Source organism: Brevibacillus antibioticus, from assembly GCF_005217615.1.
Classification (GTDB): domain Bacteria; phylum Bacillota; class Bacilli; order Brevibacillales; family Brevibacillaceae; genus Brevibacillus; species Brevibacillus antibioticus.
This window is the reverse complement of record NZ_SZNK01000001.1, coordinates 449,551-474,879: the sequence shown is the minus strand read 5'-3', so window position 1 is coordinate 474,879 and position 25,329 is coordinate 449,551. Positions and strand designations below refer to the sequence as shown.

At 50.1% G+C, this 25,329-nt stretch carries 20 protein-coding genes; 3 read left to right on the top strand and 17 right to left on the bottom strand.

Annotated features, from left to right (window positions below; genetic code table 11):
• Positions 1 to 15 precede the first annotated feature (15 nt).
• The 13 genes from E8L90_RS02170 to E8L90_RS02110 form a co-directional block, all read right to left on the bottom strand.
• Positions 16 to 741 carry a phage baseplate assembly protein V gene (locus tag E8L90_RS02170; RefSeq protein WP_137027805.1) on the bottom strand — a complete coding sequence of 242 codons (726 nt, stop codon included), beginning with the start codon at positions 739 to 741 and terminating at the stop codon, positions 16 to 18.
• Positions 738 to 1,853, bottom strand: coding sequence for a phage late control D family protein (locus E8L90_RS02165; RefSeq protein ID WP_137027804.1), 1,116 nt, complete (start codon positions 1,851 to 1,853; stop codon positions 738 to 740). Before E8L90_RS02165 ends, E8L90_RS02170 begins: the two co-directional genes overlap by 4 nt.
• Before the next feature lie 7 nt (positions 1,854 to 1,860).
• Entirely contained in the window at positions 1,861 to 2,496 is a 636-nt protein-coding gene (locus E8L90_RS02160) for a CIS tube protein (protein WP_137027803.1), read from the bottom strand.
• A gap of 56 nt (positions 2,497 to 2,552) precedes the next feature.
• Positions 2,553 to 6,410, bottom strand: coding sequence for a hypothetical protein (locus tag E8L90_RS02155; protein WP_137027802.1), 3,858 nt, complete (start codon positions 6,408 to 6,410; stop codon positions 2,553 to 2,555).
• 33 nt (positions 6,411 to 6,443) lie between these two features.
• Positions 6,444 to 6,908 (bottom strand): phage tail protein, encoded by a 465-nt coding sequence (locus E8L90_RS02150; protein ID WP_137027801.1) that lies wholly within the window; start codon positions 6,906 to 6,908, stop codon positions 6,444 to 6,446.
• 5 nt (positions 6,909 to 6,913) lie between these two features.
• The gene (locus E8L90_RS02145) at positions 6,914 to 7,105 is read right to left on the bottom strand and encodes a DUF6760 family protein (RefSeq protein WP_007721336.1); all 192 of its coding nucleotides are present in this window, start codon (positions 7,103 to 7,105) and stop codon (positions 6,914 to 6,916) included.
• Positions 7,102 to 7,479 (bottom strand): phage tail assembly protein, encoded by a 378-nt coding sequence (locus tag E8L90_RS02140; protein WP_137027800.1) that lies wholly within the window; start codon positions 7,477 to 7,479, stop codon positions 7,102 to 7,104. The genes E8L90_RS02145 and E8L90_RS02140 overlap by 4 nt, the downstream gene beginning before the upstream one ends.
• An 86-nt stretch (positions 7,480 to 7,565) precedes the next feature.
• Positions 7,566 to 7,997: a phage tail protein gene (locus E8L90_RS02135; protein ID WP_007721341.1), complete on the bottom strand. Its 432-nt coding sequence runs from the start codon at positions 7,995 to 7,997 to the stop codon at positions 7,566 to 7,568.
• A 37-nt stretch (positions 7,998 to 8,034) separates the two neighbouring features.
• Entirely contained in the window at positions 8,035 to 9,795 is a 1,761-nt protein-coding gene (locus E8L90_RS02130; protein ID WP_137027799.1) for a phage tail sheath subtilisin-like domain-containing protein, read from the bottom strand.
• 182 nt (positions 9,796 to 9,977) lie between these two features.
• Complete coding sequence (locus E8L90_RS02125) at positions 9,978 to 10,781, bottom strand: carboxypeptidase-like regulatory domain-containing protein (RefSeq protein ID WP_137027798.1); 804 nt, start codon at positions 10,779 to 10,781, stop codon at positions 9,978 to 9,980.
• Entirely contained in the window at positions 10,781 to 11,335 is a 555-nt protein-coding gene (locus E8L90_RS02120; RefSeq protein ID WP_279633706.1) for a Pvc16 family protein, read from the bottom strand. Before E8L90_RS02120 ends, E8L90_RS02125 begins: the two co-directional genes overlap by 1 nt.
• 132 nt (positions 11,336 to 11,467) lie before the next feature.
• On the bottom strand, positions 11,468 to 13,624 hold the full coding sequence (locus tag E8L90_RS02115; RefSeq protein ID WP_137027796.1) for an ATP-binding protein: 2,157 nt from the start codon (positions 13,622 to 13,624) through the stop codon (positions 11,468 to 11,470).
• 18 nt (positions 13,625 to 13,642) lie between these two features.
• On the bottom strand, positions 13,643 to 16,399 hold the full coding sequence (locus E8L90_RS02110) for an adenylate/guanylate cyclase domain-containing protein (protein ID WP_137027795.1): 2,757 nt from the start codon (positions 16,397 to 16,399) through the stop codon (positions 13,643 to 13,645).
• A gap of 170 nt (positions 16,400 to 16,569) precedes the next feature.
• Here E8L90_RS02110 and E8L90_RS02105 point away from each other — a divergent pair, with 170 nt between their 5' ends.
• The 3 genes from E8L90_RS02105 to E8L90_RS02095 are packed head-to-tail and all read left to right on the top strand — an operon-like array spanning position 16,570 to position 20,085.
• The gene (locus E8L90_RS02105; RefSeq protein ID WP_137027794.1) at positions 16,570 to 16,956 is read left to right on the top strand and encodes a DUF4280 domain-containing protein; all 387 of its coding nucleotides are present in this window, start codon (positions 16,570 to 16,572) and stop codon (positions 16,954 to 16,956) included.
• Positions 16,957 to 16,975: 19 nt separating this feature from the next.
• Positions 16,976 to 18,649 (top strand): MORN repeat-containing protein, encoded by a 1,674-nt coding sequence (locus E8L90_RS02100; RefSeq protein ID WP_137027793.1) that lies wholly within the window; start codon positions 16,976 to 16,978, stop codon positions 18,647 to 18,649.
• Between the two features lie 2 nt (positions 18,650 to 18,651).
• Positions 18,652 to 20,085, top strand: a complete 1,434-nt coding sequence (locus E8L90_RS02095) for an eCIS core domain-containing protein (protein WP_137027792.1) — start codon at positions 18,652 to 18,654, stop codon at positions 20,083 to 20,085.
• A gap of 53 nt (positions 20,086 to 20,138) precedes the next feature.
• On the opposite strand, the gene E8L90_RS02090 is transcribed toward E8L90_RS02095, so the two are convergent.
• The 4 genes from E8L90_RS02090 to hutU all read right to left on the bottom strand — a co-directional run bounded on the left by E8L90_RS02090 (position 20,139) and on the right by hutU (position 25,214).
• The gene (locus E8L90_RS02090; RefSeq protein ID WP_015892470.1) at positions 20,139 to 20,777 is read right to left on the bottom strand and encodes a pyridoxamine 5'-phosphate oxidase family protein; all 639 of its coding nucleotides are present in this window, start codon (positions 20,775 to 20,777) and stop codon (positions 20,139 to 20,141) included.
• A gap of 73 nt (positions 20,778 to 20,850) precedes the next feature.
• Positions 20,851 to 22,191, bottom strand: coding sequence for a YjiH family protein (locus E8L90_RS02085; protein ID WP_137027791.1), 1,341 nt, complete (start codon positions 22,189 to 22,191; stop codon positions 20,851 to 20,853).
• Between the two features lie 72 nt (positions 22,192 to 22,263).
• Positions 22,264 to 23,538, bottom strand: coding sequence for an imidazolonepropionase (gene hutI, locus E8L90_RS02080; RefSeq protein WP_137027790.1), 1,275 nt, complete (start codon positions 23,536 to 23,538; stop codon positions 22,264 to 22,266).
• 5 nt (positions 23,539 to 23,543) lie between these two features.
• Entirely contained in the window at positions 23,544 to 25,214 is a 1,671-nt protein-coding gene (gene hutU, locus E8L90_RS02075) for a urocanate hydratase (protein WP_137027789.1), read from the bottom strand.
• Positions 25,215 to 25,329: the final 115 nt, after the last annotated feature.

Here is a 25,329-nt window from a genome sequence, read left to right as displayed (position 1 = left end):
GAATCCCCCCATGAATTAATTCAATTTGATCACCGAACCGTTGATGGCAACCATTCCGTCAGATTTGATGTTCAGGGACGCTCCTGCTTTAATCGACATGGCTCCCTGCGCCTCCAGATTCAGCTGGGTGGACTTGATTGTCAGCGATGTGTCTGACTGAATGGTCACTTGCCCTTTTGCATTCAACGTAATCGTACTTGAGCCGCTCTTCACCGTAACTTCATTGGCGCTGCCGCCTTTGATGGAGATTTGGTTGTTTCCACTGCTCTCCGTCAGCACAATACTCTCATCCTTGTCCGACAGCTCCACCTGTTGTCCTTTTTTCGTGGCAATCGTGATCTTCCCGTCATTGGGATCATCGCCAAAAATCACTTCATGGCCTGCTCGGGTCGTTATTTTTCGGATGTTGTTTTTCTCCCCCATTTCCGGGCCTTTGTTTTCCTTATTCCATAACATCCCGATCACAAATGGCTCGCGTACATCTCCCCAGTGAAATGCGACCAGCACCTCGTCGCCTACCTCCGGAATGAATAAGCTGCCGCGATCTTTTCCTGCAAAAAGCGTGGCGATTCGCACCCAGTCTGTCTCCCGCTCGTCATCAACCAGAGGCAGCTTCAGCTTCACCCGCGAGAGCTTTTCCGGGTCTTCGTTGTTCGTCACAACGCCGACAATGACACCGTGGATCTTCGCCCGTTCTTCTTCTGTGATTTCATCCTGATAGAACCAATGATCAAAGCTCATATCGTATTTCCCTTCACTTGAAACGTCGTGACATAGCCGGATGCCACATCGATGGTATGTGTGACAGATGTGATGTAATAAGGCTGACTCAGCTTTTTCCCCATGCCCTCAAGCATGATATAGCGGCCAGCACGAATTTCTGGCAGACCAATGGCCTCACAGTTGCCGTCGAGAAGGTTCATGGCGAGTTGATTCAGGCGTGCCTTGGCGACTGCTTTTATCTCCTCAGGTGAGTCCAGCTTTTTCGTAGACTCGTATTTATCAAAATAATCACCGATTGCTCGCAGCAGATCAGCGCTTGTCTTCGAATTCGTCCCGAGCTTCCCGATATCTGCGCTTGTTGCTTTCGCTTCCTGAAGCACCGTTGTTTTGTCCTTGTCTACCCATCGCACCGTATAGGAGGAGGCTTGAGAAGCAATGTTGACATCGACGGAAAAGCTGCGCAAGGAGACTCCCCAGATCAAGGTGAGGACCGGCGTCATGTTGCTCAGTGGCTTACGAAAATACAAGTTCTTCCCGACGATAAAAAAGTCGTAATTACAAATTTTCGCAAGACGATTGATAAACTGAAAGTCAGTCTCGGACACCGTCTTGGTAATGGTCTCGATTGTCTGAACCGTATCATCCACATGCGTCGACAAGCCGTATTTTTGTCCCAGCTCTTTCACGACATCGCTGTATTTCTTTTTGTTCCAGGCGGTAGACTTGTTATCGACCATTAGCAGGAACGATTTGTCCATCCCTTTTACCGTTATGGTAGGCGTCTCCTCGCATGAAAACGAAACGGCTGTAATATGTCCGTAGAAGAGGCTGGATAGCTCGGTTCCATAGCCCAGCTGAATTTCAATTTCGTTGCCAGGAACCAAATAGTCATCTACCCAGCGGAACTCCCACGCTGCCGTATCAAATGCATTGGTTACCGAAAACGAGAACGTATCTGCTTTGCCTTCCAAGCTGGCGTTGATCGTCGCTTTGGTAATGGCGACACCGACCTGGCTGATCAGCTTTTTCCCTCCAACGAGTATTTCCAAGGCTGGCGAATGAAAGTTGTTGTACGTTTGGCGCAGGTCATCGAAGGAGTGGCGGTCTGTCGTCAATTTCAATTCGCTCATTCCTTCGTCACCTCACAAGTGGTACTTGCAGGGTACTTGCCGGTTTTAGAAGTCTGGGATTGTCAATTTGATTGGCGTTCGCAATGTTACGCCATTTCGACGCATCATTGTACGAGCGATACGCCATCAAGTACAGTTGGTCTCCTTGGTTGACCGTTTGTTGTGCGACTTTTTCTCTTGCAGTTCCGATATCGTCCGCAGACTTTTTCACGCTCGTGCCTTTAAAGGTGACGCCTAACGTAGCTCGTACCGGTGTCCCTTGATCGAGAAACATCGTAAACCGCTGCGAAACCTTCTCGACAACACCGGTGAATTGAAAGCTGTCCCAGACGAATTTGCATAGGGGCGGCGTACTGATTTTCTTTTCTACGGCCATCAGTCCCAGCACCTCATTCGTGAAGGCACGCACATCTACTCCAGCCTCGTATGTATCAAAAAACAAGTCGACCGTTAATGTCTCGATATCACCGCTCGTGAACATCCCGACTGGTACCGATTGCCCCAATATCTTTTGCCATGAGTAGTTATTGGAAGCATCTACCTTGTATTCCGAAGGGTTAAAGAGAACGGAAATACTCTCCTTGAAGTCGCCTTGTCCGTTGCGATCTACTAAAATTTTGGCTTTTTTCTCCTGACCCATCATTGGCTTTTGCCTCTCTTTACCGAAGAAATAGTCGTCTGTGAGTACGGAAATTTTTGCTATAGACCTCGTCGCTGCCGCTCTTGCGTGAGGCGCTTGTCCAGCTCCTTCATCATTTTATCCATCAATCGATCCACCTCTTGTAGGGACAACGACGTCTGATTGCCAGTCCTCTCTTGCACGTGTAGATCGACTTGTCGCTGGGGTGGAAGTGTTGTCGCCTGCTGCACTGCGGTTTCTTGAGGAGGGAGGCCTTTTCGCAAATACTCCATGGACGGTGGCGACTGAACGGTAGCAACAGGGCTTGTGTGGCTGTCTTCTTTGCGTAACGCACGGCGATGAATATGGGTTGCGTTTTCGGACAGGGAACGCTGCTCGGATTCTCCGGGTGTTCTTTGCGCTTGTTGCATTCGTTGCAGGAGTGAAGACTGCATCGTCAATGCTGTTGGCTTTAGATTGAATAGCCCTAGTCTTTGGAGCGGCGTAAGTCTAATGTCTCGAACCTCGAGCTCCTGTGTCTTATCACTCGTTAGCCGGTTGATCGTCTGTGTCCTCTGGTTGACCGTCTGAGTCTGATCATGGTTGGTTTGTTGAAAAAGTCTGCGGCGACTAAGCTGTCTGGCATGCAGTCTGTCCAAGACAAAATCAATAGATGTTTCTCTCGAGAGTGGAACCGAGCTGATTGGATGGTGGTGAGATAATGCCTCCAAGCTGCTCACTCGATCTTTTCGTTGGAGTGGCTCGATTGCACGACTTCTTCCACTCTCATGCATGAAACTGTCGGGTGTCCACATGCTTTGACCATGCAAAAGGCTATGGGGTAGTCCCCATTGTTTCTGAACAACCATTTGTGCATCGTGTCGATTCAAAACAGTCGAGAGTGCGTGATGGTTCTGTACATATGCTTTCGTCCGGAAATCAGTCTGGATTGCTTTTCTGATTTGCTCCATGAATTGAAGATAGGGGTGAACACGTAGGGCAACGATGTTCGTCCACAAGCTGGCTGTCTCCTGCAAGAAGCCGGAACGGCGGCTTTCACGAGATTGGCGGTTTTCTCGTAATGGATTGCTGTCGCCCACGCGAGACCTTGACCGATCATTCAATTGCTTTTCATTGCTTGGCGGAGCTTTCCTACTTGTGCTTGAGGTGCCTAGCTTTGCAAACCCACTTGTTGATGCGAGCTTTGCAAACTCGGTTAAAGCCGCCAGCCCCGCTCTTTTTTGCAAGAGGATCGTAAGTCCTAGTTCCGCACTCCATCCAGCAGCTATCCGTCGCAATGAGTTCCTGTCAAAGACGTCTTCACTCATAGAAAGCGGCTTCGCAGACGTGTTGTACAATCGCTGATGATCTGCTCCTCCAAGTCCAATCCACTCTGTGGCACGAAGCATTGCAGGACCAAAGCGTTTCAGCCAGAAATAAAGTGCCTCCTGATCATGACGACGAGTATGAACGAGTGATCCACTTATGCTCCGCTCATTATTTAGGAAGACGGTGTGCCGTATTGGACTATGCTCATGCTCGTGTACGATCGAGATCGTCGCTTTTCGTTCGGGCAGGCTGAACTTTTCTTGATTCTTGGAAAAAGTGAAAGCGACATCTGACTGCTTGTTCCTTCCACCCTGAAACGATAGTAGCTGATGTACCATCTCGTACGACATCTGGAAAACGTGCTTATTTTGCAGAAAATGAATAGCTGGCTGGAAAAATAGTTGGGAGATGCCTTCTGGTGTACTTGCAGCAGGATGCAGAGATTGATTCTCCGGCTTATACAGAAGGTTCCTTAGTAAATGAGATCTAGTAGTATGGAGCTCCTTTGTTCTGAGCTGTTTTGCCGCCATCTGTTGAAGATGCTCCCACTCCATCACAGACTTCCCGTTCGTCTTGTGATAGGTAGTACTGACGATACGATTCTGTAACGTTTGCAAGCGTTTGCGATTTATGTGGAAGATAGGGGCGAAGCGATTCACACGGAAGACAGGCACGAAGCGCTCCCATACAAACCGTGCAGTATTAGCTATACCAGCTGGCTCACGCTCGATTTCGTTATAAGTTGCAAGATATTCCTTCATCCACGGCTGGTTCAACCATCCTCGTTTTTCAAAGAAAACAGGATCATTGCCGGACTGGAACCTATTAAACCAATAAGCAGCCGTCGACTTCCCGACAACTGACTGCGAGACAAGCGGAACTGTTCGAGCTTGTGCCATTCGCAATTGAAACGGTAGCCCTTGCACCGGGCGCAAAACGTGTAGTGACAACCCCGTCCGCCACTCTTGCTGTAGCATGTCAAGCTGTTGATACGAAGCACGAGACACCGCCGGAATCACGCTCGTTTTGCCAAAATGAGTTTGTTCATGGATTGAACGAAAACGAATGGACTGCTCCCTGACATTCTCGTTCAACCTGGCTTCCTGTAATATCCGTTGTTGAAGTAACTCGTATGTCCGCTTATTCCTTGTTGCGCTGGATTCGAAAGGAAGCAGTTGCAACGGGTGTAATGTAATGCGATGCGGCTGCTTCTGCGCTAGCCCGCGTTCGCTTTCTGCCTGAGAAAACTGTTTAGCCAAATGGAACAGCTGCTTAAACCGTTCCCTTACTGCCTGTTGTTTGGTCCGACCAGTATCCGCTGGATGAAGCATGCTTGGCATTAAGGACGTGAACATCCTCGAAAGCTCATTGCTCTGAAGTATCCTCTGTTCCAATGGGATAAAAGTAACGTCAGACAGTGTTTCTAGCATCCACTCGCTTTTTGCTTGCGAATGCTGGCGGCTTCTCGGGAAAACAATCGGCTGTAGAACACGTAGACGTGGATGCGCGATCATCGTCCTTGGTAGCGGTGTTTCTCGACTATACTGCCAGTACAGACTCAGGTTTTTCCACCAGCGACCCCAAAGTTCAGTCTGCTGGGAAGCTACAGACCAATGAATATTTTCACTTTCATGAACGATTCGTCTCGTGATGTCTCTGCCACCAATTCCGGCTTGCACTGTCCACACCGAGCGATCCAAGAATGAACTCGCAGCCTGTCCTTCTGATCTTTTTAGCAAATCAGGAAAAGACCGCGTCCCCATCTCTGGTTCTATCCTTTTGCGGATCAACTGCAAAAAGGAGCGGACTCCAGATTGTTCGAATCGGACTTCGCCAAAACGCGTCGCTCTGAGACGTGGAATTGAAATCGCATCTACTCCTGTTGCTGATTCAGTCCGTATCCGTTCACGTTCATATTGCAAGCTCCTGAGTTCACCAGAATCACCCATTCGTGCTGTTTGTACCCATAATTCCGGCGAAACATAGGGAGTCTCAGGCGTCCAAAAACTTTCACGGACGGTTTCCTTGCTGTCTGAAACCATTGCTTTCAAAAGAGGCGAGGCAAAATCGGCCGGGTGTATCTGCTCTTTGAACCGCCCAAGCGGCAGCCATTTCTCAAGTGAGCCTCCTCGCTGAACCGAAGATTGAACATACCTGGACCAGCGATATCGATCTCTTCCATGTGAGACAACTGTGATCTGCGACAGGTAAACCTTCCCGATTAATTTGGATGACTCCCACTTCCGAAAAAGCTCATGTATGAAAGCAGCTGGTCGTACTTTTCGTCCTGCTCCCGATGCTTGCGTGATCACCGCACGCTCTTTTGACCCTGGTAAACCCGCCTGTCCGTTCGTCAACATTTCTCGATTCAATCCGAGGTAGGAGTCCACTTGTACTCGCATGCGTACATGTATGAAGGTTTGATGAAAGTGGTTTTCCTGCTCTCCGATACTTGGCGAAAAATCACGATGGATCAAAGCAAGGTAGCCGGGATCGCGACCTTCCGCGTGCCGATACTTCTGCATGATGCTCTGTGCAAACCCTTGGCTGGACGCCCTTGGCAGCAGTGATGGACGACGCGAAGGTGGGAGCGCCTTGATCGTTATCATCGTTTCTTTTGCTCCTTGCAGACGGGATAAGGCTTAAAAATACGATTTTAAGCCGTGATGCACGATTTCCAATGTCTCGATGGCCACTTCTCCATGCGTGGCCCGAAACTCCGGTCCAACCCATTTGACCGGATAAGCCCCTTCAAATGCCCAAGCCCCCACGTCATTTCCGTTTGGGTCCATCAGAATGATCGCTCCCTGTTTGCGTTTGCGCTTTTCCGGCGGACCAAAGTGGAACTCCTCATACCATCTCCACAGCTCGTTTGATCTCACAAACCCTCGTTTGAAGACCAGGTTGGGAAACTTGCTGCGTTTCGGAAGCTTGTGGACGAAATGATTCACGCCGCCCTCTTGGTACTCCTCCAACTCTGTTTCGACCGCCAGTCCGGACACTTCACTAAATCCAGCGACCCAGATGCCATCCATCTCCAAGCCAAACGGAAGAAAGTCCACACGAAATCGGAGGTTAGTGTAATACGGATTCTCATTGGCGAACACCAGAATCACCTCCGCTTGAACACATCAAAAACATTTTCGGGTTCGTCATTTTGCTTGCGATTGATGGCGGATATCTCCTCACACCAGCGCCGCCGTTCCTTGTGTTCCATCGACATGATCTCGTCATGAGGCCAGTGAAAATAGTAGGCGATGAAGGCGGCTTCCTCATAGATCTTGTCGACGGGGTATCCACTCATACTCCCTCCAGCGCCCCTGAAAAAGCCATGTCTACCTGAAATTCATGCTCGCATTTCGGGCAAGATGTCTTGAACATCGAACTGTCCAATTCATTGATCTGTCTGTACAGGTTTTGCAGGTACGCGAGATCCGCCGTAAACAGCCGCTCCACCACTCTTGTGTCAATTCCCCGTACATCTCCCAGCTTGGTAATCACTCTCGTCAGCAAAATAATCGTTAAGTAGCCTGGATTTTGCTGGACACGTGGATCACGCATCGGCAAAATTTCGTCGGCTGCCGTCGCCAAGCGCATGACACCCTGCTTGTGCAGGTTTCCTTCTTCATCCACATAGCCGCGCGGGAGCTCGAATTCGTATTCCGTTTTAAATGCCATGATGTCATCCTCCTCATCACCCTCGGCCAGCAAGAGTGACAAAGAAAAACCTTTTCCTTGCCACTCTTAGGCGTCGGGATCTTCTATTATTTCGTGCGTGTCATTCCTTCGTGGGCAATTTCCAACTGCTCAATCGCTACCTCGGAGGACGTACCGTTAAAATCAGGCGCCGTGTATTTGGTCGGCCATGCCTCGATGACCTTCCATGTAGCGACATCATCTCCAGCTTCATTGATGGCAATGATCGTTACCGTTTTGCGTGCGACCTTGCCCTGGATGGTGTCCTGCATCCAGTTGTACAAATCCATCGAATCCGTCACGCCCCATTTCAGCGTGATATTCCCATACTTCGCCAAGCCCGGGAGCTTGCGCGGTGTAATCACCTCATTGCCTTCGCGATACTCGACTACATCCACAGATGCATCAAAGCCCGAAACCTCACTGAAGCCAGCCTGCTGAATCCCGTCCATCTCTACCCGATACCGAAACTTGCGGTATGGATCCTTGCGATCTGCCATACTGTACCCCTTTCTTCACACCGTTTTTCGCCGTGAATTATTGCTGATCGGATGTTTTTTGCGTAATACGGAAGATGACGAACTCTGCTGGTTTGACAGGTGCTACACCAATCACGCAGATCAATCTGCCATTGTCGATATCATCCTGCGTCATCGTGCTTCTGCCGATTTGGATGTAAAAGGCTTCCTGCGGGCTTGAGCCCATCAACGCACCATCTCGCCAGACACGCGTCAGGAAAGAATCGATCGTGCGTTGGACGCGTGCCCACAACCGCTCGTCATTTGGCTCAAATACCACCCAGTTTGTCCCGTTTTTGATCGATTCTTCGAGGAAAATGAACAGGCGGCGCACGTTTATGTACTTCCATAGCCCGTTGGATGACATCGTCCGCGCACCCCAGACGCGAATTCCTTGACCTGTAAACGCGCGAATCAGGTTGACTCCCTTCGGATTCAAAATATCCTGCTCGCCCGTATTGTACTGGCAATCCAGTCCTGTGCAGCCGCGTACGACCTCGTTTGCCGGGGCCTTGTGGACGCCTCGGGTATTGTCGGAGCGCGCGTAAATACCGGCCATGGAGCCTGATGGCGGAATATAGATGTTGCGCTTGTCCAACGGATCGAACACTTGCAGCCAAGGATTGTAGATAGCCGCGTATTGCGTGTCGAAAATATTGCGATGCGTCAACACATCGCTTACTTTTTTCTTGTCACGTGGGATATCGAGGATGGCGAAGCGGCTTTTCAGGTTTTCACAATGAGCCACAAGCGCGAGCTGCACATTTGGGTCTGTCACGCCAGGAATAGCCATAATGCTCACTTCGTCATTATCGATGAAGGCTTGGATTCCGGTACGTTTTCCCGGTCCATGATCCTCCCCCATGTATTCGCCCGCTGACAGATTGGCGACAGAACCGTCGCTGCCCTGCGCCAATGAGATTTGATACAGACCGAATTCCGTCTTTCCGCCCTCGGATTGGGTTTCTTCCGCCATCCCTGAAATGACGGTAAAAGGCGGTATGACTTCTGAGCTCGCTGGGGCGGCACCCGCTTCGACCTCTACGATATTGCTTTTGGCTAGCAGCTTGCTGACATGATTGGCAGCAGAGACATTGAGCGAGCATTTGTCGAACTCTTCGGCCTCATCGTTGTAGAAGACTTGCACCGTGAATTCGCATGTGGACAAAATTTTGACCGGCAGCAGATTGTTATCGATGACGTCTCCTGTAAGCACGGCTGACAGCTCGATCACATTGTCTTGGGAAGAAACCACTTCGCTGTACTGCTTGGTTTCACCGTCAGAGAAAGAAACGACATCACCTGGTTGAAAGCCTGCACTATTTTTCACACGGTACTTAGGAGCATCACCTAGCTGCTCGTAAATCTGCGTTTTTGCCTTGCTCGACGGAATCAGATTTACACGAACCTGATTTCCCCAAGCCCCCGGGTTTTTTGCCATAATCCGAAGGACAGCTCCTTCGCTGTTGCCTTCATTGGAAGCTGGCTTCGCATCTGCTGGCGCTACCCGCATCACATAGCAACGGGAGCCTCCATTCAGAAAGAAGTGATCTACCGCATAGGCGAGATAACGGTATTCGCCAAACGCGTTCTCAGACAAATAGGAACCGAACAACTTGCGGAAATCATTGACACCTGTAATCAGCTCAGGCAATCCCGCAACGGGTCCTTTTTGTGCTAGCCCGATAAAACCGGCCGTGCTCGTACTCGCTCCCTCCATGGGAACGGGGCCGCTATCAAACTCCTCGACATACACCCCTGGTGATAAGTACTCTGGCATCGTAACCTGATTGGAGGGTTCCGCATGTATCAGCAGCAGAAACCTGCAATCAGTCCCTCCCTCCGATTAATTTCATCACTTGCTTCGCCACTTTTGGAAAAATCCGATTTGATACGTGAGGCTTGCTCTATAATCAGGCAGCAGGATGTCTTGGACCGACACCAAACAACTGCCGGATCACCCTATTTGGGTCTGTTCATTTGGATGATACCTATGGAGTGGTTCGTACCGGCTTGAATGGAAAGCTCGGCAAAACCAGCGGCTTCTTCCTGCCGCACTTCAATTTTCATACGCGCATGAGTTTTTTCTAGAAACAACGGAAGGGCAACTACGAATTCTCCTCTGTCGTCGCAGTTCGTTTCGAGCAGTGGGAGTAAGACAGTGCCTCTTGGGTAGGCAAAAGAAAGAGGTTCGGTCAAGGGATAAACCCGACCACTTGGGGGACCTGCAAAACGAATGATCGTCCCTTTGCATGTGGGTGTTTCGAGAAGAAAAGCGTCAGCCAAATCGACTTGACCTTTTTTACTGGCTACGATTAGCTCCGTGGCCTCTTTGTCAGCATCCTCGGCCAATCTCACCGGAGCATCTCGCTCATACGAGATGACGGCTTGCACATAGGCTCCTTCAGCTGGGGAACCATCCTCCACGCAAGCTCTCCCTCGAACAAGGAAGTCTCCTACCTTGAATGGATAGGTTGGACTCGGATGCAAGTAAATGATTCGTTCGGAGTAAGATGTGCTCCCAGTGGTCGAGAAAGAAACGGACTGATCCATATACTCCAGGCTGCTTATGGTGAGCGTGTAAATCCCATCAGGCAAGTCCGTAAAGATATACCATCCATCCCCTTTGCATACAGGCACTTGTGGATGATTCGCCAAGCGAACAGACAAGCTCGAGCCAAAAGGGGTTCCTCTTGTATACATGTCCACCAGACGGACGGCATACGAGAGTACGGAACGAATGCGCACCTGGAAATGCTGATCCATTAACCATGACCTTCCCCTCGTATGCGAATATCCCGTTCCAACACGCGCTTCGTTGAACGCACTCGGGTGGAATCGATATGAACTGGCCCTACCGAGTAGCCGATGGATAGCTTGTACGGAACATGTGGAAAGAGTTGGATGAGTTTATCAACGGGAGGCTGCTCCACGACGACACGAAGCTCTGTATCCATGTTTGCTAGGGAGCCTTGAAGCTGATCGCCACGTAAAATGGCGTTGTCGTAGAGAACCTGCATGGCACGCCCGAGGATGCGGTGCTCGTCTTGCATGCGGGTATGCTGTTCTGCTGGGGAATGGGCGGTCAATATGTAGGATAGATTGACCGTCATTGGGGGATATCGCAACTGATCAGTACCTTCACTGATCATCATGTGCTGCCTCTCCTGACTTTCCCGGATTTCGTATAAAAACAAGGCTAACGCCAAATCTCCTGGCTGAGCAGGCGAGCTTAGACCAATCAGCTCAGGTTGGCTAATCGGCTCCGGCGTCATCTCTTTTCGCAAAAGAGCGAGTAGCGTCTCTCCTACTTCAGCAATGGCGGTGTACTGGCTGATACCCGTTCACCTCGACATTATTTGACAGAATATACTTATCATAACATTGAAATTAATGGTTTTGCATGAATTTTTTATCTAATTTTGTAAAATTACGAATCCCTCCAATACGCACTACCTGTTGGCATACTCCCCCAAATCCTCTTTCAATAGCAGCTTACCCGTCTTTTTTAACTCCTGCTTTGCAGCCGCAATCAAATGACGCATGGAAACGCGCGTGCCTTCCGATGCAGCCAAATAAGAGGCAGCGAGAACCACATTTTTGATCCCGCCCCCCGCAATGTGCAGCTTGGACGCGAGAAACTCAAAATCGATGTCAGCAGCTCGCGGTGTATCGGCCGGGAACATGCTACGCCATATCTCTTCGCGATAGCATGGTTCGGGAAAAGGAAACTTGACCACGTAGTTGATTCTACGCATGAAGGCCTCGTCAAAATTTTGCAGGAGATTCGTTGCCAAAATGGAGACCCCCTCATACTCCTCCATCTTTTGCAGCAAGTAGGCCGTTTCCACATTTGCGTATTTGTCATGCGAATCTTTCACTTCTGAGCGCTTGCCAAAAAGGGCATCGGCTTCATCGAAGAAGAGGATGGCATTGCCGATTCTCGCTTCTGAGAAAATGTGGTGGAGGTTTTTTTCCGTCTCCCCAATGTACTTGCTGATCACCTGCGACAGGTCAATTTTAAAAAGTTCCAGACCCAATTCATTTGCGACAACTTCAGCCGACATCGTCTTGCCCGTACCCGGAGGACCTGCAAACAACATGCTGACGCCCGTACCATAAGAGAGTTTTCTCCCAAATCCCCACTCTCCCAAAACAACATTGCGATAGGTCACCTGATTGCAGGCGTTCCGCAACAAAGTCAGTTGCTCCTCAGGCAAAATCAGATCTTCCCAGCTGTATTTGGGACTCAAACGAGAGGCGTGCTTTTCTAGCCCATGCCTCATTTGCAGGAAGCAAGCTTCATGGAGATGCGTTTTCGTAATGATCCTGTCTTTCGTCTGCATCGCCATCTCATTTGCTCTGTGCAGCGCCTGGTTGATTTGCCCGGCATTCAGCTTGAATTTCCCTGCCAAAACGCCTATGTCAATCTCCTGAGATAAGCTCATGCCTACACGGCCCGTCTCCCATAATCGCCTCCTTTCCGTTTCATCTGGACTAGGCACCTCCATTTCCAGCCAAATCCGCTTCCCCAGAGCGCTTTCCGGCTTCCATTGACTTTTCGCTACAATGGCAATGGGGCCTGAAAAGCTTTCGAGTTCATCCATCACCAGCTGCTTGCGCCCAACTGTTTGGACCTCTTCTGTCAGAAAAACCTCGAACTGATGCAAGCACAGCACACCCCGACGCAGCTGTACCTCCCGCAATACCTGCTGTAATCTTCGTGAAAAAGCTTCCTCGCGGATCAAGCGCTCTGCATCGACGAACAGTATCGGTCGCCTGACGCGATGAAACAGATGCTTGACTCGATGCCTTTTACCAACGCCAGTCGGACCGTGCAAATGCAGGAGAAGCCGCTCTGTATCTGCTCCTGCCGTTTCCCACAAGTTTTCAAAGCGCTCCTGCAAATGAAACGCGCGCTCCCCTACCAAGGGTTCCAAATCTTGACCTGGCAAGCTCCAGGATAGCCAAGGCGGCAGACGGGCATCACCTCCATCCCTTGTCGTCAAAAAGTGCAGCATACGTTCATCCAGCTTTAACGGCCGAGAGAGCCATGAGCCGCTGCCACCCATATCCCCCTCGGTAAAAAGCAGCAGTCGTCCCAGCTTGCTTTTTTGCGCAAACGCTGTCCAGACCTCTATTCTCTCGGTCGCTGTCCGACAAAATAGCTGCATCGCCAATTCGGGAGTAGGTGACTTGCACGTAATATCATCGAGGAGGTAGCCAAACAGCTTTTCGTACTTCCGATCCAGCTCGACGGCCAGGCAAAGAAATAAACAGCCCAGCTCGAAGTAATTGAGTGAAAAAGCGTCTGCCACTTCCAGAATCGGTACGCTACCCGCTTCTTGCATGTGCAGGGCATGAAGTCGTTCCTCGCATGCGACCAGCCGCTCTGTGAAGGCTTCCCATAGCTGTGTTGCTGGCGGGGCTGCCTCGAGCAATTGTACGACTTCTTCCTCTGTGACAATCACCCCCCTCATTTGATCAAGCGGATAATCATCCCCCTGCTGTGCTTGCACGGCCAACAAGCGCATCAGATGAATATCCAGCCATCGAAGCATCTCTTCGTAATAGTTCCACTGGTTGTGATTCGGTTCGGGACTAGTCATCTCGCTTTTTCACCGCTCCTACGATATTTTCAATTCGCCAGACCAATCTTGTTCGGCTCCTTTTTGCGCGTATTCGTCACATAAGTAGAAATACTGCCGCGCCGCCTGATCCCAACGGTTTTGCTTAATGACGGACAGAAAAGCGGAGCGTGCATCGTGAAACCTCCCATTCTGATACATCGCAATTGCTTGCTCAAACAATTCCTTCGTCTCCTCCTTGTGCGCACGAATCTGCTCAGCGTCCCCCTCGTACACGTCGTACAAATGCATCGGCTGAGCCTCTCCCTCAATATGCACCCAGCCTAAATCACGATATCGGTACGGCGTGCTCTCTCCCATCTCGGCAAACAGCGAATCGGACATCAGGATGCTGACCCCGAGCGTTTCCGCCATCTTTTCCATTTTCTCCACCATGCGGACATGATCCGATATGATCGCAGCCTCCAGACGCGTCGCCTCGCCAATAATCCCTAGCATCAGCGAACCATGATGCAGCGCAACCCGTAATTCAATCGGATCGTATCCTTTTTCCGCCCGTTGCTCGTTATAGTCTGCTAACGTACGGCGCATCTGTACCGCCGCATCCAACGCATCTTTTGCCTCTCTTGGATAGACAGCAAGCACCCCGGGATCGAGATATTCGGTAATCATTCCTTGATTCTCGTTCACAATCGGAGCAAACCGCTTGAGAAACGCATTGATGACACGGAAGGTCGTCTCTGGTCGCAGACGATGAGAGATGGCATGAAACGATTGCAGACTCATCCGCATAATCGCCATTTCCCGCTCCACCTGATCGCCCAGCTCTACGTCGAGTATGCTTTCCTTCCCGAGAAAATGGATAAACTGCTGCGGCACAAAGCGATTGTTCGCCTCGCTCATCCTCGTGATATTCGAGATGTACTGACGAATGCGCTTCGCCATTTGGTTGAAGCTTTCTGCCAGCTTTTGAATTTCATCCATGGAGCGAACCCTGGCCACTACACTGTAGTCGCCTTTTCCCATATGGGAGACGTTCGTTTGGAGATTGCGGATGTTTCGGTATGTCAGCCACGAGAAAAGGAAAAATAGACTCGCACAAATCGACCAGACCAGCGCAGCGCCACGGCCGAGCTCACGGGACATTTCGTTGTGCTGTATGCGGACCCCGTTCATTTCCCTGCCTAGCTCCAACACACCGGATAGCTTGCCTGAAGAGTTGTATATCGGGGCCATCGCGTACATCCAGTAGCCTGTCCGATCCTGAGCTTTACCCGAGACGATTTCCCGTTTCATGACCACACTGCGGAACTCGTCATCAATGGCCACATTCTCAAACACTTCTGCGCTGTCATTGTCATCCATCATGAGAAACAATTCGCCATCTTTGTATTTGTAAATCGTTTTATACAGCCCCCTGTTCACATTCACATCATCTGGGACCTCCAGTTTTTTCAGGTTGGCCTGTACTGCTTGATAGTCCGCATTCATGTAATCAATGGCCCCGTTGATTCCATCCAGCTTGTCCCCTTCAATCAGCGTAGAAATCACATAGGCTTGGAGACGAAGATCGGTTTGATTTTCCTGCTCCATAAACGAGAAGGTCAGCTTCGTTCCCTCCAGTTGAAGGAATACAGGGACAACAATGAGTGGGGCGATCACAATCGTTTGTTTGATAATCAACGGAATCCGGAAGAGGCGAAACAACAGAAACTGAATGACACCAAACAGGAGAATTTCCACACCCAATCCGATCCACCAGGCCCATTCCTTCAAGCGGTCTCTTTCGGATACAGACGGAGCCGTGAGCTTGGTCATCACATTTCCTTGTTGATCCAGGAAGGCGAGTTGACTATCTGTGACGACTACGATGTCATACTTAGGAGTTACAGCAAACGCCGTTAGGGCACTGCTATCGCTCGAGTTGATCTGCTCGAATGTTTTGGAAGGCACCATCAAGGCGATTTCATCTGGATGTGCGGGATCGAAGCGTTCCATGACATTTTGATCAGAATTGTAGAAAAGAAGACGACCTGCTGGCCCCACTTTGACATGATCGGGGACGGTACGATTCGTTTCCGAGCGTTCGGAGTGAATGTAGAGCGGACCTTTTACTTGAGCTTCTCCGCTTCCTTGGGGAACATCGACCTGAAAAAACTCTCCACGCTTGGTAGTGACATAGGTATGACGCGGGTCTACTCCTGTGATTTCATTAACGTATACTTCATTCGGCAATTGGATTTGATAGAGTTGTGTGGGGGATGAATCAGAGGGTACAAATTGATAGGCAATCACTTCAGGATGTTGATAAACATAAAAATAAAGACGATCTTTTGCGACTTGCAGGGAGCGTACCTTGCCAATTCGCTTGTACGGGCTGTTCGCTCCATAGGAATCTTCATACACGACTTGTTCGATTTCTCCATCTGGCGACATTCGCACGATTCTCTCGGATACAGTCCGCAAGCCAAAGCTATCGAGCTTTGTGATCAGCACGTACGCAAATCCTTCTTCGTCGATGGCTACCTCTGTGAAATTTTCCAAGCCCTCTTCTGGATTTTGCTCCAGGACTTGCTGGTACCGTAGCGTCCGATCGGGGTACAGGGTAGTCAGCTTTTGGTGTCCATCCGTTATGAGGACGACATCCTTTTGACTATTGACCGCGATGCTGTTGATCCCTTGAAACGGTTCGTCCTGCTTCCCGCTTCGATCCATGTTCCAAGCGAGCAGCAAGCCGATCCCAACAAATACAATCAGCAGTCCAGTCAACCAGGAATACTTCTTGTTATTTCCCATCGTTTGCGGTTCTCCCATCTCTCGAAAACGTATTTTCGAAAATGATACCAAGCAACATTATACTAAAAATTACAAATTTCGCTATACATCTTCTCTATTTGACATTTATACTACTATACAGATTGATTTTCAATATCTTACCAGATGACTTTTGAAAAGGAGTTGGCTTCATGGGACAACTCGTCTGCGGAGGAGCCATGCTACAGTGCAGCTTCGGTGCTGCTCCCAGTTCACTCATGGTGCTCCCGGTGAATCGCGTCACAACCAGTATGGCGATCGCAAACATTATGGACAATAAACCGATGGTAAACGTCCTTCCATTCGGGATGTGCAATACGATGTCCAACCCTCAGGTCGCAGCAGCCACAGCGGCGAAGCTGGGCGTTTTCACTCCTGTCCCCTGCGTTCCTGTCACTGCCGCCCCTTGGGTTCCTGGCTCCCCTACTGTTCTCGTAGCCAACATGCCCGCCCTCAATCAAACCTCCAAGCTCATGTGCAGTTGGGGTGGCGTCATTTCGATCACGAACCCCGGACAAGCGACGATTCAGGTTCCCTGACAGGTAGGGAGGTTACGATATGGACAAACAACTCCAAAAGCTAACGGAACAAACGATTGTCGACCCGCTCACCCATCCGCTCAAAAAATGGGGGCAGGATTGGATAAAAAAAGGAGCCGCCCTCCCCAAGCAAGCCCTCGATTGGATCAAGAACGGCATTGCCGGACTATTCACCAAAAAAGAAACTTCACTCAACGATTACGTGCATATCGGCCGTTTTTACATTGCCAAACGCTTTCTCATTTTGACAGGACTATTCCTCCTTGTCCTGGCCTACTTTCTTTTCATCAACCCTCCCGATGCTCTTAACCGCTTTTTGCAACGTCCCATCGTCATTCATTTAAAAACTCCCAATCAACAGATTTCCGACACGGGTTTGGCGATCATTTACAACCCGGAAGGCACGATGATCTATACGGGCCAGCTGGTCGATGGTCTGTATGACGGAAAAGGCGAGCTCTATGACGACAATGGGAAGCTTCTATACAGCGGAGAATTTAAAAGCGGCACTCCGCAGGGCTTCGGCAGAGGATACCGGAAAGGCGTTCTCGTCTATCAAGGCGGGTTTGATAATGGCGTATACGCAGGTCAAGGAGCGTTTTACAACGACAACCAGCAAGTTGTTTTTCAGGGAGATTTTAAAAATGGGAAGCTGGATGGAGCCGGTCAGGAATTGTACACAAACGGCGCAATCAAATACGAGGGCGCTTTTCAAAACGGCGTGTACAACGGAGCTGGCAGGCTTTTTACGAAGGATGGAAAGCTGCTCTACGATGGACTGTTTGACAATGGATTCTACGGGGGCGAAGGTACCGATTACTACGAAAACGGGCTCGTGCAGTACAAAGGGCAATTTGTGGACGGCAGATACAACGGGGCCGGAAGTCTTTTTGATCGGGATGGCAAGCTCGTGTATGAAGGTCATTTTCGAAACGGGCACTTCAATGGAGCCGGAACCAAATTCTCCACCAGTGGCAGCATCGTCTATCAAGGTGATTTTTTGCTGGGTGTGTATCACGGACAGGGCGAGCTGAAAGAAGCAAGTGGCGTAACACTGTATAAAGGCGGTTTTTCCGAAGGGCATTATCACGGAACGGGAGAGCTTCGTTCTGCTGAAGACGCTCTGTTGTATCACGGGCAATTTCGGGCAGGTGCCTACGACGGCATCGGGGTGCTCTACGACAAGGAAGGCTTGCCTCTATATAAAGGTTTTTTTCGCGAGGGGCGCATTTATTTGCCAGGATTCATTGGTATCTCCCGGAGCAAGCTGGAGGAAATCATGGGCAAGCCCGACGATGACACACCGAAGGAAGTCGAAGGTGCTGTCCCTCCTCCTGCCGAACAAAAAGCACCCGAAGTTCCACCAGCGAAGATTACCACCCTATCGCCGCAAAAGCTGGCCTATCGTGAAATGAACATGGCTTTTACACTTGAACCAGCACCTGGACACCCTAGCAAGCAAATTGTCACTGCTGTCCACGTCTATCACCCACAGGTCATCTCGATCGTCAAAGAAGATCGGAACGAGCTCGACAGCAAAGCGGCCATTTTGCCTAAGACATCCTCCACGTACGCTAACCGTACTGGCGCTATCACGAGCTATTTAATCGACCCGTTTCTGTATCTCTATTTCTATCAAGCACAGCAAAAAGAACCCGTACAATTGGACGTGACAAAAGTAGAGGGGGTGTAATCATGCGACGCTATGAAACTAGCAAGCCGTCTATGGGTGCGACCCATGAAAAATCGGGTGCACCTGTTTCCAGGCCCATGCTCCAAATGAATCAGGTCCAAAGAAAGACGAGTCACTCTTCCCACATCCTTTCTCTGCAAAAGACTCTTGGCAATCAGGCTGTGCAGCGCATGTTCGCGAAGACTCCCTTACAAAAATCGGAGAATCTCTCTTCCGGCAGCGGTCGCTCCCTCCCTGATTCCGTCCAAGCAAAAATGGAGAATGCTTTTCACACTGATTTTTCAGATGTACAGATTCATCCAGAATCGTCTGTTGCCTCCCAAATCGGGGCGGTTGCCTTTGCCCAAGGGAATGACATTCACTTTGCCCCGGGGACGTATCAGCCAGAGACGCAAAGCGGTCAGCAGCTACTCGGTCATGAGCTGACACACGTGGTTCAGCAACGACAAGGACGGGTAAAAGCGAACGTTCCTGATTCCAGCTTGCCGATCAATGACGATCCTGCTCTCGAAGCGGAAGCGGATCGCTATGGGTCACTGGCTGCTGCTGGTACCATGACGGATGGTACAGGTACGGATGCTTCTGGTTCTATTTCATCCCCCATTATACAAGGTACTTGGGATGAAGCTTTAAAAGATGCACGAAGAATGTGGGTTAAGCATGTGGATAAAACCAATGACTTGCATGACGGCACAGTCAGTGAACTTTTTGATAATGTTGACTACTTAACCTTCAATGACAAAGTGCGCTTCAGCTATAGTCTGCATTCCAAAATTTCCGATATTTTTTCAGTTACAGGCGGGAACTATACAGAACTTGAAGAGGCTCAGCGCCTTTTGGGAGAGGAAATCACGCCTTTTTTCGGTCAGGATAAGGACAATGATCCTGACATCGATTACAGCTACTGGGAGGAGCAAGAAAACGACAACGATGAGACAGTCCACATGATGGACGAAGACGAAGAGAATTCAAATGTTTTACACGTGGAAAAACGCGTTGCGATGGAGATCAAGACGATCAGCTCCCATGATGATTTACAAATTAACGCACGTATTCACGAGGCGATCGGTCAATTGGATAAACGACGCGATACCGGTCAATATGATGAATACGTCATCGTCATTCAAAAGTATCATCCAGAAAATCCTTGGCCGTACACCAAAATGGAAAACCGAGCGGCTGCCGAACTAGGCGATCTCAAGCAAAGGGCTATTCAAAGATTGGGGAGCATGACCAATCTGCCCAACTATAATATCAAGGTTATATTCCGCGGCATCACCAAAGGTACACCCACAGGCGGAACAGGTGGCGTAAATCCTGCATTCATTATCCCGGAACACATCCGCTATTCGAATATGCAATCGTATTCGTTGGCGTGTTACTACTGGGGTGAAATCGGGGCAGGGTGGCTGGTAGATGATCCTGTTCGCGAATAACATGATAAAACGACAGCCACGCAAAATAAATGGCTGTCGTTTCACTTTTGACATTAGTACAATCGATTCGTATAGCTGTCTTGCAAGCCCTCTGCCACTTCTTTTGCCGTCACACCCGGAAGCTTCACATGATCCGCCAGCATTTGTGCGACATTAGGAGTCGTCCCTTCTGCCGGCCAGGACTCCGGCTTCCATAGACCAGAGCGCATAAATGCCTTCGCACAGTGGACGAAGCACTCCTCTACCTTTACGCCAATCCCAAGCGTAGGCGCCTTCCCGTTTACCGCCATCTTCGCGAGTATTTCTTCATCGCGAATAATGCAAGCCTTGCCATTCACCCGGAACGTCTCTTCCAACGTAGGAATTAAAAAGATAAGCCCAATATGCGGATTGACCAAAATGTTCGTGATGGAGTCCATCCGCTTGTTTCCTGGGCGCTCAGGGATGACGAGATGGTGATCATCGATGACATGCACAAACCCAGGTGCATCTCCGCGTGGCGAAGCATCGCAATGACCATCTTTGTCTGCTGTGGCAATGATGAGAAATGGCGCTTGGGCAATATAATTGCGGCTATGGTCATCCAGTTGGGGTATCGCCTTGTTCTGTACGAGACGACTTGGCTCTCCGACCATTTCGCGCAGCTGCTGCTCTGACGTAATAACATCACGGAAAATTCCGAATCCTGACATGACTAGCCCCTCTTTTCTCTGCTTGTTCGAACCTGCCACCATCATACCATAATTGTCCATTCGCTTTTTATGATTATGGCAGAAGCAGGAAAGCCAGTGGGGTAACAAACAGCAGCGTCAGGATTGTACGCTCTACCCAAATCACTAGAAGCTTTGGAATACTAATCGGAATCTCGGTAGACAAAATGCAAGGAATCGTAGCGGAAAAGAACAGGATAGTAGAAACCGAAACAACGGCAATGACAAACTTGGTGACCAGAGGCGCTTTTACCACTAGTAGTGCGGGTAAAAACATTTCGGCAATTTCGATCGCTGACGCTTTTGCAGCCAGCATTGGCTCTGGTATTTGCAAGAGCCATGTTATTGGATAGAACAAGTAGCCCAGCCAGTCAAACAAATGGGTAAATTCGGCCAGCACCAACCCGAGCAAACCGACCGACATGATGGACGGAAGAATACTCATGGTCATGATAAAACCATCCCGCAAGTTCTCCCAAATGTTCCGTGTAAGCGGCAGTGCTTTTCCCGCTGCATCCATTGCTTCCATCCACGCCTGGCTCAGCCGTTTTTCCTTGATTACTTTTTCAGGATCACCGTTGTCCTGGTAATACGCATCGCTCATGTTGGACAGCGGCCAAATACGCACAGTCACTGCGGTTACGAGAAACGTCACCACGAGCGACACCCAGAAGTAAAGATTCCAGTAATTCATCAAATCCAATGTTTTTGCGATGACGATCATAAATGTCGCGGACACAGTGGAAAAGCCTGTTGCAATAATGGCTGCTTCTTTAATCGTATATTTGCCTTCTTTGAATACCCGGTTCGTGATCAAAAGACCGATCGAATAGCTTCCCACAAAGGATGCCACCGCATCTACTGCAGAGCGGCCAGGTGTTTTCCAAATCGGGCGCATGATCGGTTGTACCAGAACCCCAATAAACTCCAAAAGGCCGTAGCCAACCAACAGAGCCAAGAACACGGAGCCGATTGGAACCACCATGCCTACGGGAATCACCAGCTTTTCGAAGAGAAATGGCCCCATATTCTTGTCCAGCAGCCATGCAGGACCCGCCTGAAAATAAATCAACAGAGCGATAGGCACACCCAGTACTTTTAGCGCCGAAAAGACGAGGTTTACTTTGCTCTGCTTCCAACTCCCCGTCACAAACGGATAAATGGCCCCAAGCACAATCACAAGCAAAGCGTACACGGGTATTGCACCCGGCATGAATTGCCGAACCCATGTCACGATGTGATCGAGCATAATTGAGCTTGTGTCATTAACGGTAACAGGAATAAAAAAGACGAAGATACCAATGAGGCTACAAACAAAAAACTTCCAAGCATGTGTGGTGGATACGGCTTGCTGACTAGGATGCGGCGCAAGATTGCTGTTCGACATATTGCCCATACATGTCCCCCCATTTCAAAGACAAGCCGGCCCCCTCCACTTCTATCCGTTTTTCTTTTGTTCTCTTTCGTATTACGCCAGTCTGCCCTCGGCAACGACAATCGTTCCGTTTTTGATGACCGTGTTTACGTGGTTGATTCCATACCGATATTGCAAGGTCATGAAATCAGGAACATCAAAAATCGTAACATCCGCTTTTTTCCCCACCTCAAGGCTACCGACTTCATGCCCGCTACGGATTGCGTGAGCAGCATTGATGGTAGCTGCTGTCAGCACCTCGGCTGGGGTCATCCCCATTTTTAGGCAACCCAGATTCATGATGAGTGGGAGCGAAACCGTTGGAGACGAGCCCGGATTGCAATCCGTTGAAATCGCGACAGCTACGCCACGATCAATCATTTTCCTGCCATTTGCTGACTCTGCCATCAGGAAAAACGCCGTACCGGGCAGTAACACAGCGATAACACCCGCTTCTGCCATCTGTTCAATCCCCTTGTCTGAGGCACGCAACAAATGATCCGCAGATACCGCTCCAACCGAAGCTGCTAGTTCTGCCCCTTCGTACGGTTCGATTTCGTCCGCATGAATCTTTGGCAATAGCCCATGATGGACCCCTGCTTCGAGAATGCGGCGGGATTGCTCCGGGGTGAATACGCCTCTTTCGCAAAATACATCGTTAAAAACAGCCAGCTTACGTCGAGCGACCTCCGGGATCATTTCCTCGATGACCACATCTACAAACGCTTCCGGATTTTCCTTGTATTCACGTGGCACCGCATGTGCACCCATGAAGGTACTGACGATGTCGATGGGATGCTCCTCGTGCAACTGCTTGGCGACCTCGAGCTGCTTCAGCTCATCTTCCAAAGTCAGGCCGTAACCGCTTTTCGCCTCGACGGTTGTGACCCCATGCAACAGAAATTGATCAAGACGATGCTTGCTCTGGGCAAACAGCTCTTCGTGAGTAGCTGCGCGCGTTGCTGCGGTGGTCGAGTGAATGCCGCCGCCATTGTTCATAATCTCCATATAGGTCGCACCATTTAGCCGCATGTTAAACTCGTTTTGCCGACTGCCCGCGTGCACCAGATGTGTATGCGGATCGATCAGCCCTGGCGTGACCAGCTTGCCCGAAGCATCGATGATTTGTGCCTCATGCGCACGGTCTCGATAGTGAAACGCCAGCTCTTCATCTGTTCCCACACGTCGGATAACGCCGTCTTCCAGCCAGATGCTTCCGTCCTCGATGATCGACAACTCATTCATTTGCGCTCCTACTACCGGGGAAGAGGAGCCGCCAGCCAGCGTGGCAAGCTGACTGGCGTGGCGAATCCATACAGGTTTTGTCATGGCTCTTACTCCTTCATCATCGGAATGGTAACGCCTTTTTCCTTGGCTGTTTGAATCGCGAGTTCATACCCTGCATCGACATGTCGGACGATGCCCATGCCTGGATCGGTCGTGAGGACGCGCTCCAGACGACGTGCTGCTTCTGGTGTTCCGTCAGCCACGATGACCATTCCTGCGTGGAGAGAGTAGCCCATACCAACGCCGCCTCCGTGGTGAACAGATACCCAGCTCGCTCCACCTACCGCATTGATCATGGCATTGAGAATCGGCCAGTCTGCAACCGCGTCGCTGCCATCCTTCATTGCTTCCGTCTCGCGGTTTGGCGAAGCGACAGAACCGGAGTCCAGATGGTCACGCCCAATGACGATAGGGGCCGAAAGCTCACCGCGCGCCACCATCTCATTGATGATTTGACCAAAACGCGCACGCTCGCCATAGCCTAACCAGCAAATGCGGGAAGGCAGTCCCTGGAACTGAATACGCTCCTGCGCCATGCGAATCCAGTTGCAAAGATGCGTGTTGTAGGAAAACTCGCGCAGAATGACTTCGTCTGTCTTGTAAATATCCTCAGGGTCACCGGACAGTGCTACCCACCGGAATGGCCCCTTGCCCTCACAAAATTGCGGACGAATGTAAGCTGGCACAAAGCCAGGGAAACGGAACGAATCCTCCACACCCTCGTTTTTTGCCACCTGCCTGATATTATTGCCATAGTCGAAAGTGACTGCTCCCTTTTCCTGCATGGCAAGCATCGCGCGAACATGCTCAGCGATGCTTGCTTTTGCGCGGGATTCGTACGCTTTCGGATCGCGTGTACGCAGTTCGGCTGCTTCCTCCATTGACATGCCAATGGGAATGTAGCCATTGAGTGGATCATGCGAGGAGGTCTGGTCCGTCAGCACATCCGGGATAAAGTCACGAGCCAGCATGGCATTCAACACTTCGGGAGCATTGCCCAACAAACCGATGGAAATGCCCTTTTTGTCGCGTTTCGCTTCTTCCGCCAAACGGATCGCTTCATCCAGACTATCTGTCATTACATCCAGGTATTTCGTGTCCAGTCTGCGTTGGATACGGGTCGGGTCCACCTCGATATTGATACTCACACCGCCATTGAGCGATACGGCCAACGGTTGCGCGCCACCCATGCCGCCCAAGCCTGCTGTGACGGTAATCGTTCCGGTCAACGTGCCTTCAAAATGCTGGCGTGCCAGCTCTGCAAACGTCTCATACGTTCCTTGTACGATGCCCTGGCTCCCAATGTAAATCCAGCTTCCCGCTGTCATTTGTCCGTACATCATCAAACCCTTTTTGTCTAGCTCGTGGAAATGCTCCCAATTTGCCCAGGCAGGCACCAGGTTCGAGTTTGCCAGCAGCACACGCGGCGCATCGGTATGCGATTTGAATACAGCAACTGGCTTCCCAGACTGGATGAGGAGTGTTTCATCGCTCTCTAACGTTTGCAATGTTTTGACAATCGCATCGAAGCATTCCCAGTTCCGTGCCGCCTTGCCAATCCCACCGTATACGACCAGATCCTCTGTACGCTCAGCTACATCAGGATTGAGGTTGTTCAAAAGCATGCGCAGCGCCGCTTCCTGCACCCATCCCTTTGTATGTAATTGGGTACCTGAAAAAGCTTGGATCATTTGCTCAACGGTTTGTGTCGTCGTCATCATTTCCACCTGCTTTTCTAAAAGGATGTATTTCTTAGCTCCATTGTAAAAAAGCACGGAAAGACAAAAAAGGCACCGCGCTTTCGATTTGGTGCCTCTAATTTCGATTCACTTG

Bases quoted from the DNA above. Each gene is read 5' to 3' on its own strand.
- E8L90_RS02145 (WP_007721336.1), bottom strand. From the start codon at position 7,105: ATGAGTGGATACCCCGTCGACAAGATCTATGAGGAAGCCGCCTTCATC.
- hutU (WP_137027789.1), bottom strand. From the start codon at position 25,214: ATGACGACGACACAAACCGTTGAGCAAATGATCCAAGCTTTTTCAGGT.
- E8L90_RS02160 (WP_137027803.1), bottom strand. From the start codon at position 2,496: ATGATGGGTCAGGAGAAAAAAGCCAAAATTTTAGTAGATCGCAACGGA.
- hutI (WP_137027790.1), bottom strand. From the start codon at position 23,538: ATGACAAAACCTGTATGGATTCGCCACGCCAGTCAGCTTGCCACGCTG.
- E8L90_RS02085 (WP_137027791.1), bottom strand. From the start codon at position 22,191: ATGGGCAATATGTCGAACAGCAATCTTGCGCCGCATCCTAGTCAGCAA.
- E8L90_RS02110 (WP_137027795.1), bottom strand. From the start codon at position 16,399: ATGGGAAATAACAAGAAGTATTCCTGGTTGACTGGACTGCTGATTGTA.
- E8L90_RS02090 (WP_015892470.1), bottom strand. From the start codon at position 20,777: ATGTCAGGATTCGGAATTTTCCGTGATGTTATTACGTCAGAGCAGCAG.
- E8L90_RS02125 (WP_137027798.1), bottom strand. From the start codon at position 10,781: ATGGATCAGCATTTCCAGGTGCGCATTCGTTCCGTACTCTCGTATGCC.
- E8L90_RS02115 (WP_137027796.1), bottom strand. From the start codon at position 13,624: ATGACTAGTCCCGAACCGAATCACAACCAGTGGAACTATTACGAAGAG.
- E8L90_RS02135 (WP_007721341.1), bottom strand. From the start codon at position 7,997: ATGGCAGATCGCAAGGATCCATACCGCAAGTTTCGGTATCGGGTAGAG.
- E8L90_RS02130 (WP_137027799.1), bottom strand. From the start codon at position 9,795: ATGCCAGAGTACTTATCACCAGGGGTGTATGTCGAGGAGTTTGATAGC.
- E8L90_RS02170 (WP_137027805.1), bottom strand. From the start codon at position 741: ATGAGCTTTGATCATTGGTTCTATCAGGATGAAATCACAGAAGAAGAA.
- E8L90_RS02165 (WP_137027804.1), bottom strand. From the start codon at position 1,853: ATGAGCGAATTGAAATTGACGACAGACCGCCACTCCTTCGATGACCTG.
- E8L90_RS02100 (WP_137027793.1), top strand. From the start codon at position 16,976: ATGGACAAACAACTCCAAAAGCTAACGGAACAAACGATTGTCGACCCG.
- E8L90_RS02105 (WP_137027794.1), top strand. From the start codon at position 16,570: ATGGGACAACTCGTCTGCGGAGGAGCCATGCTACAGTGCAGCTTCGGT.
- E8L90_RS02095 (WP_137027792.1), top strand. From the start codon at position 18,652: ATGCGACGCTATGAAACTAGCAAGCCGTCTATGGGTGCGACCCATGAA.
- E8L90_RS02155 (WP_137027802.1), bottom strand. From the start codon at position 6,410: ATGATAACGATCAAGGCGCTCCCACCTTCGCGTCGTCCATCACTGCTG.
- E8L90_RS02140 (WP_137027800.1), bottom strand. From the start codon at position 7,479: ATGGCATTTAAAACGGAATACGAATTCGAGCTCCCGCGCGGCTATGTG.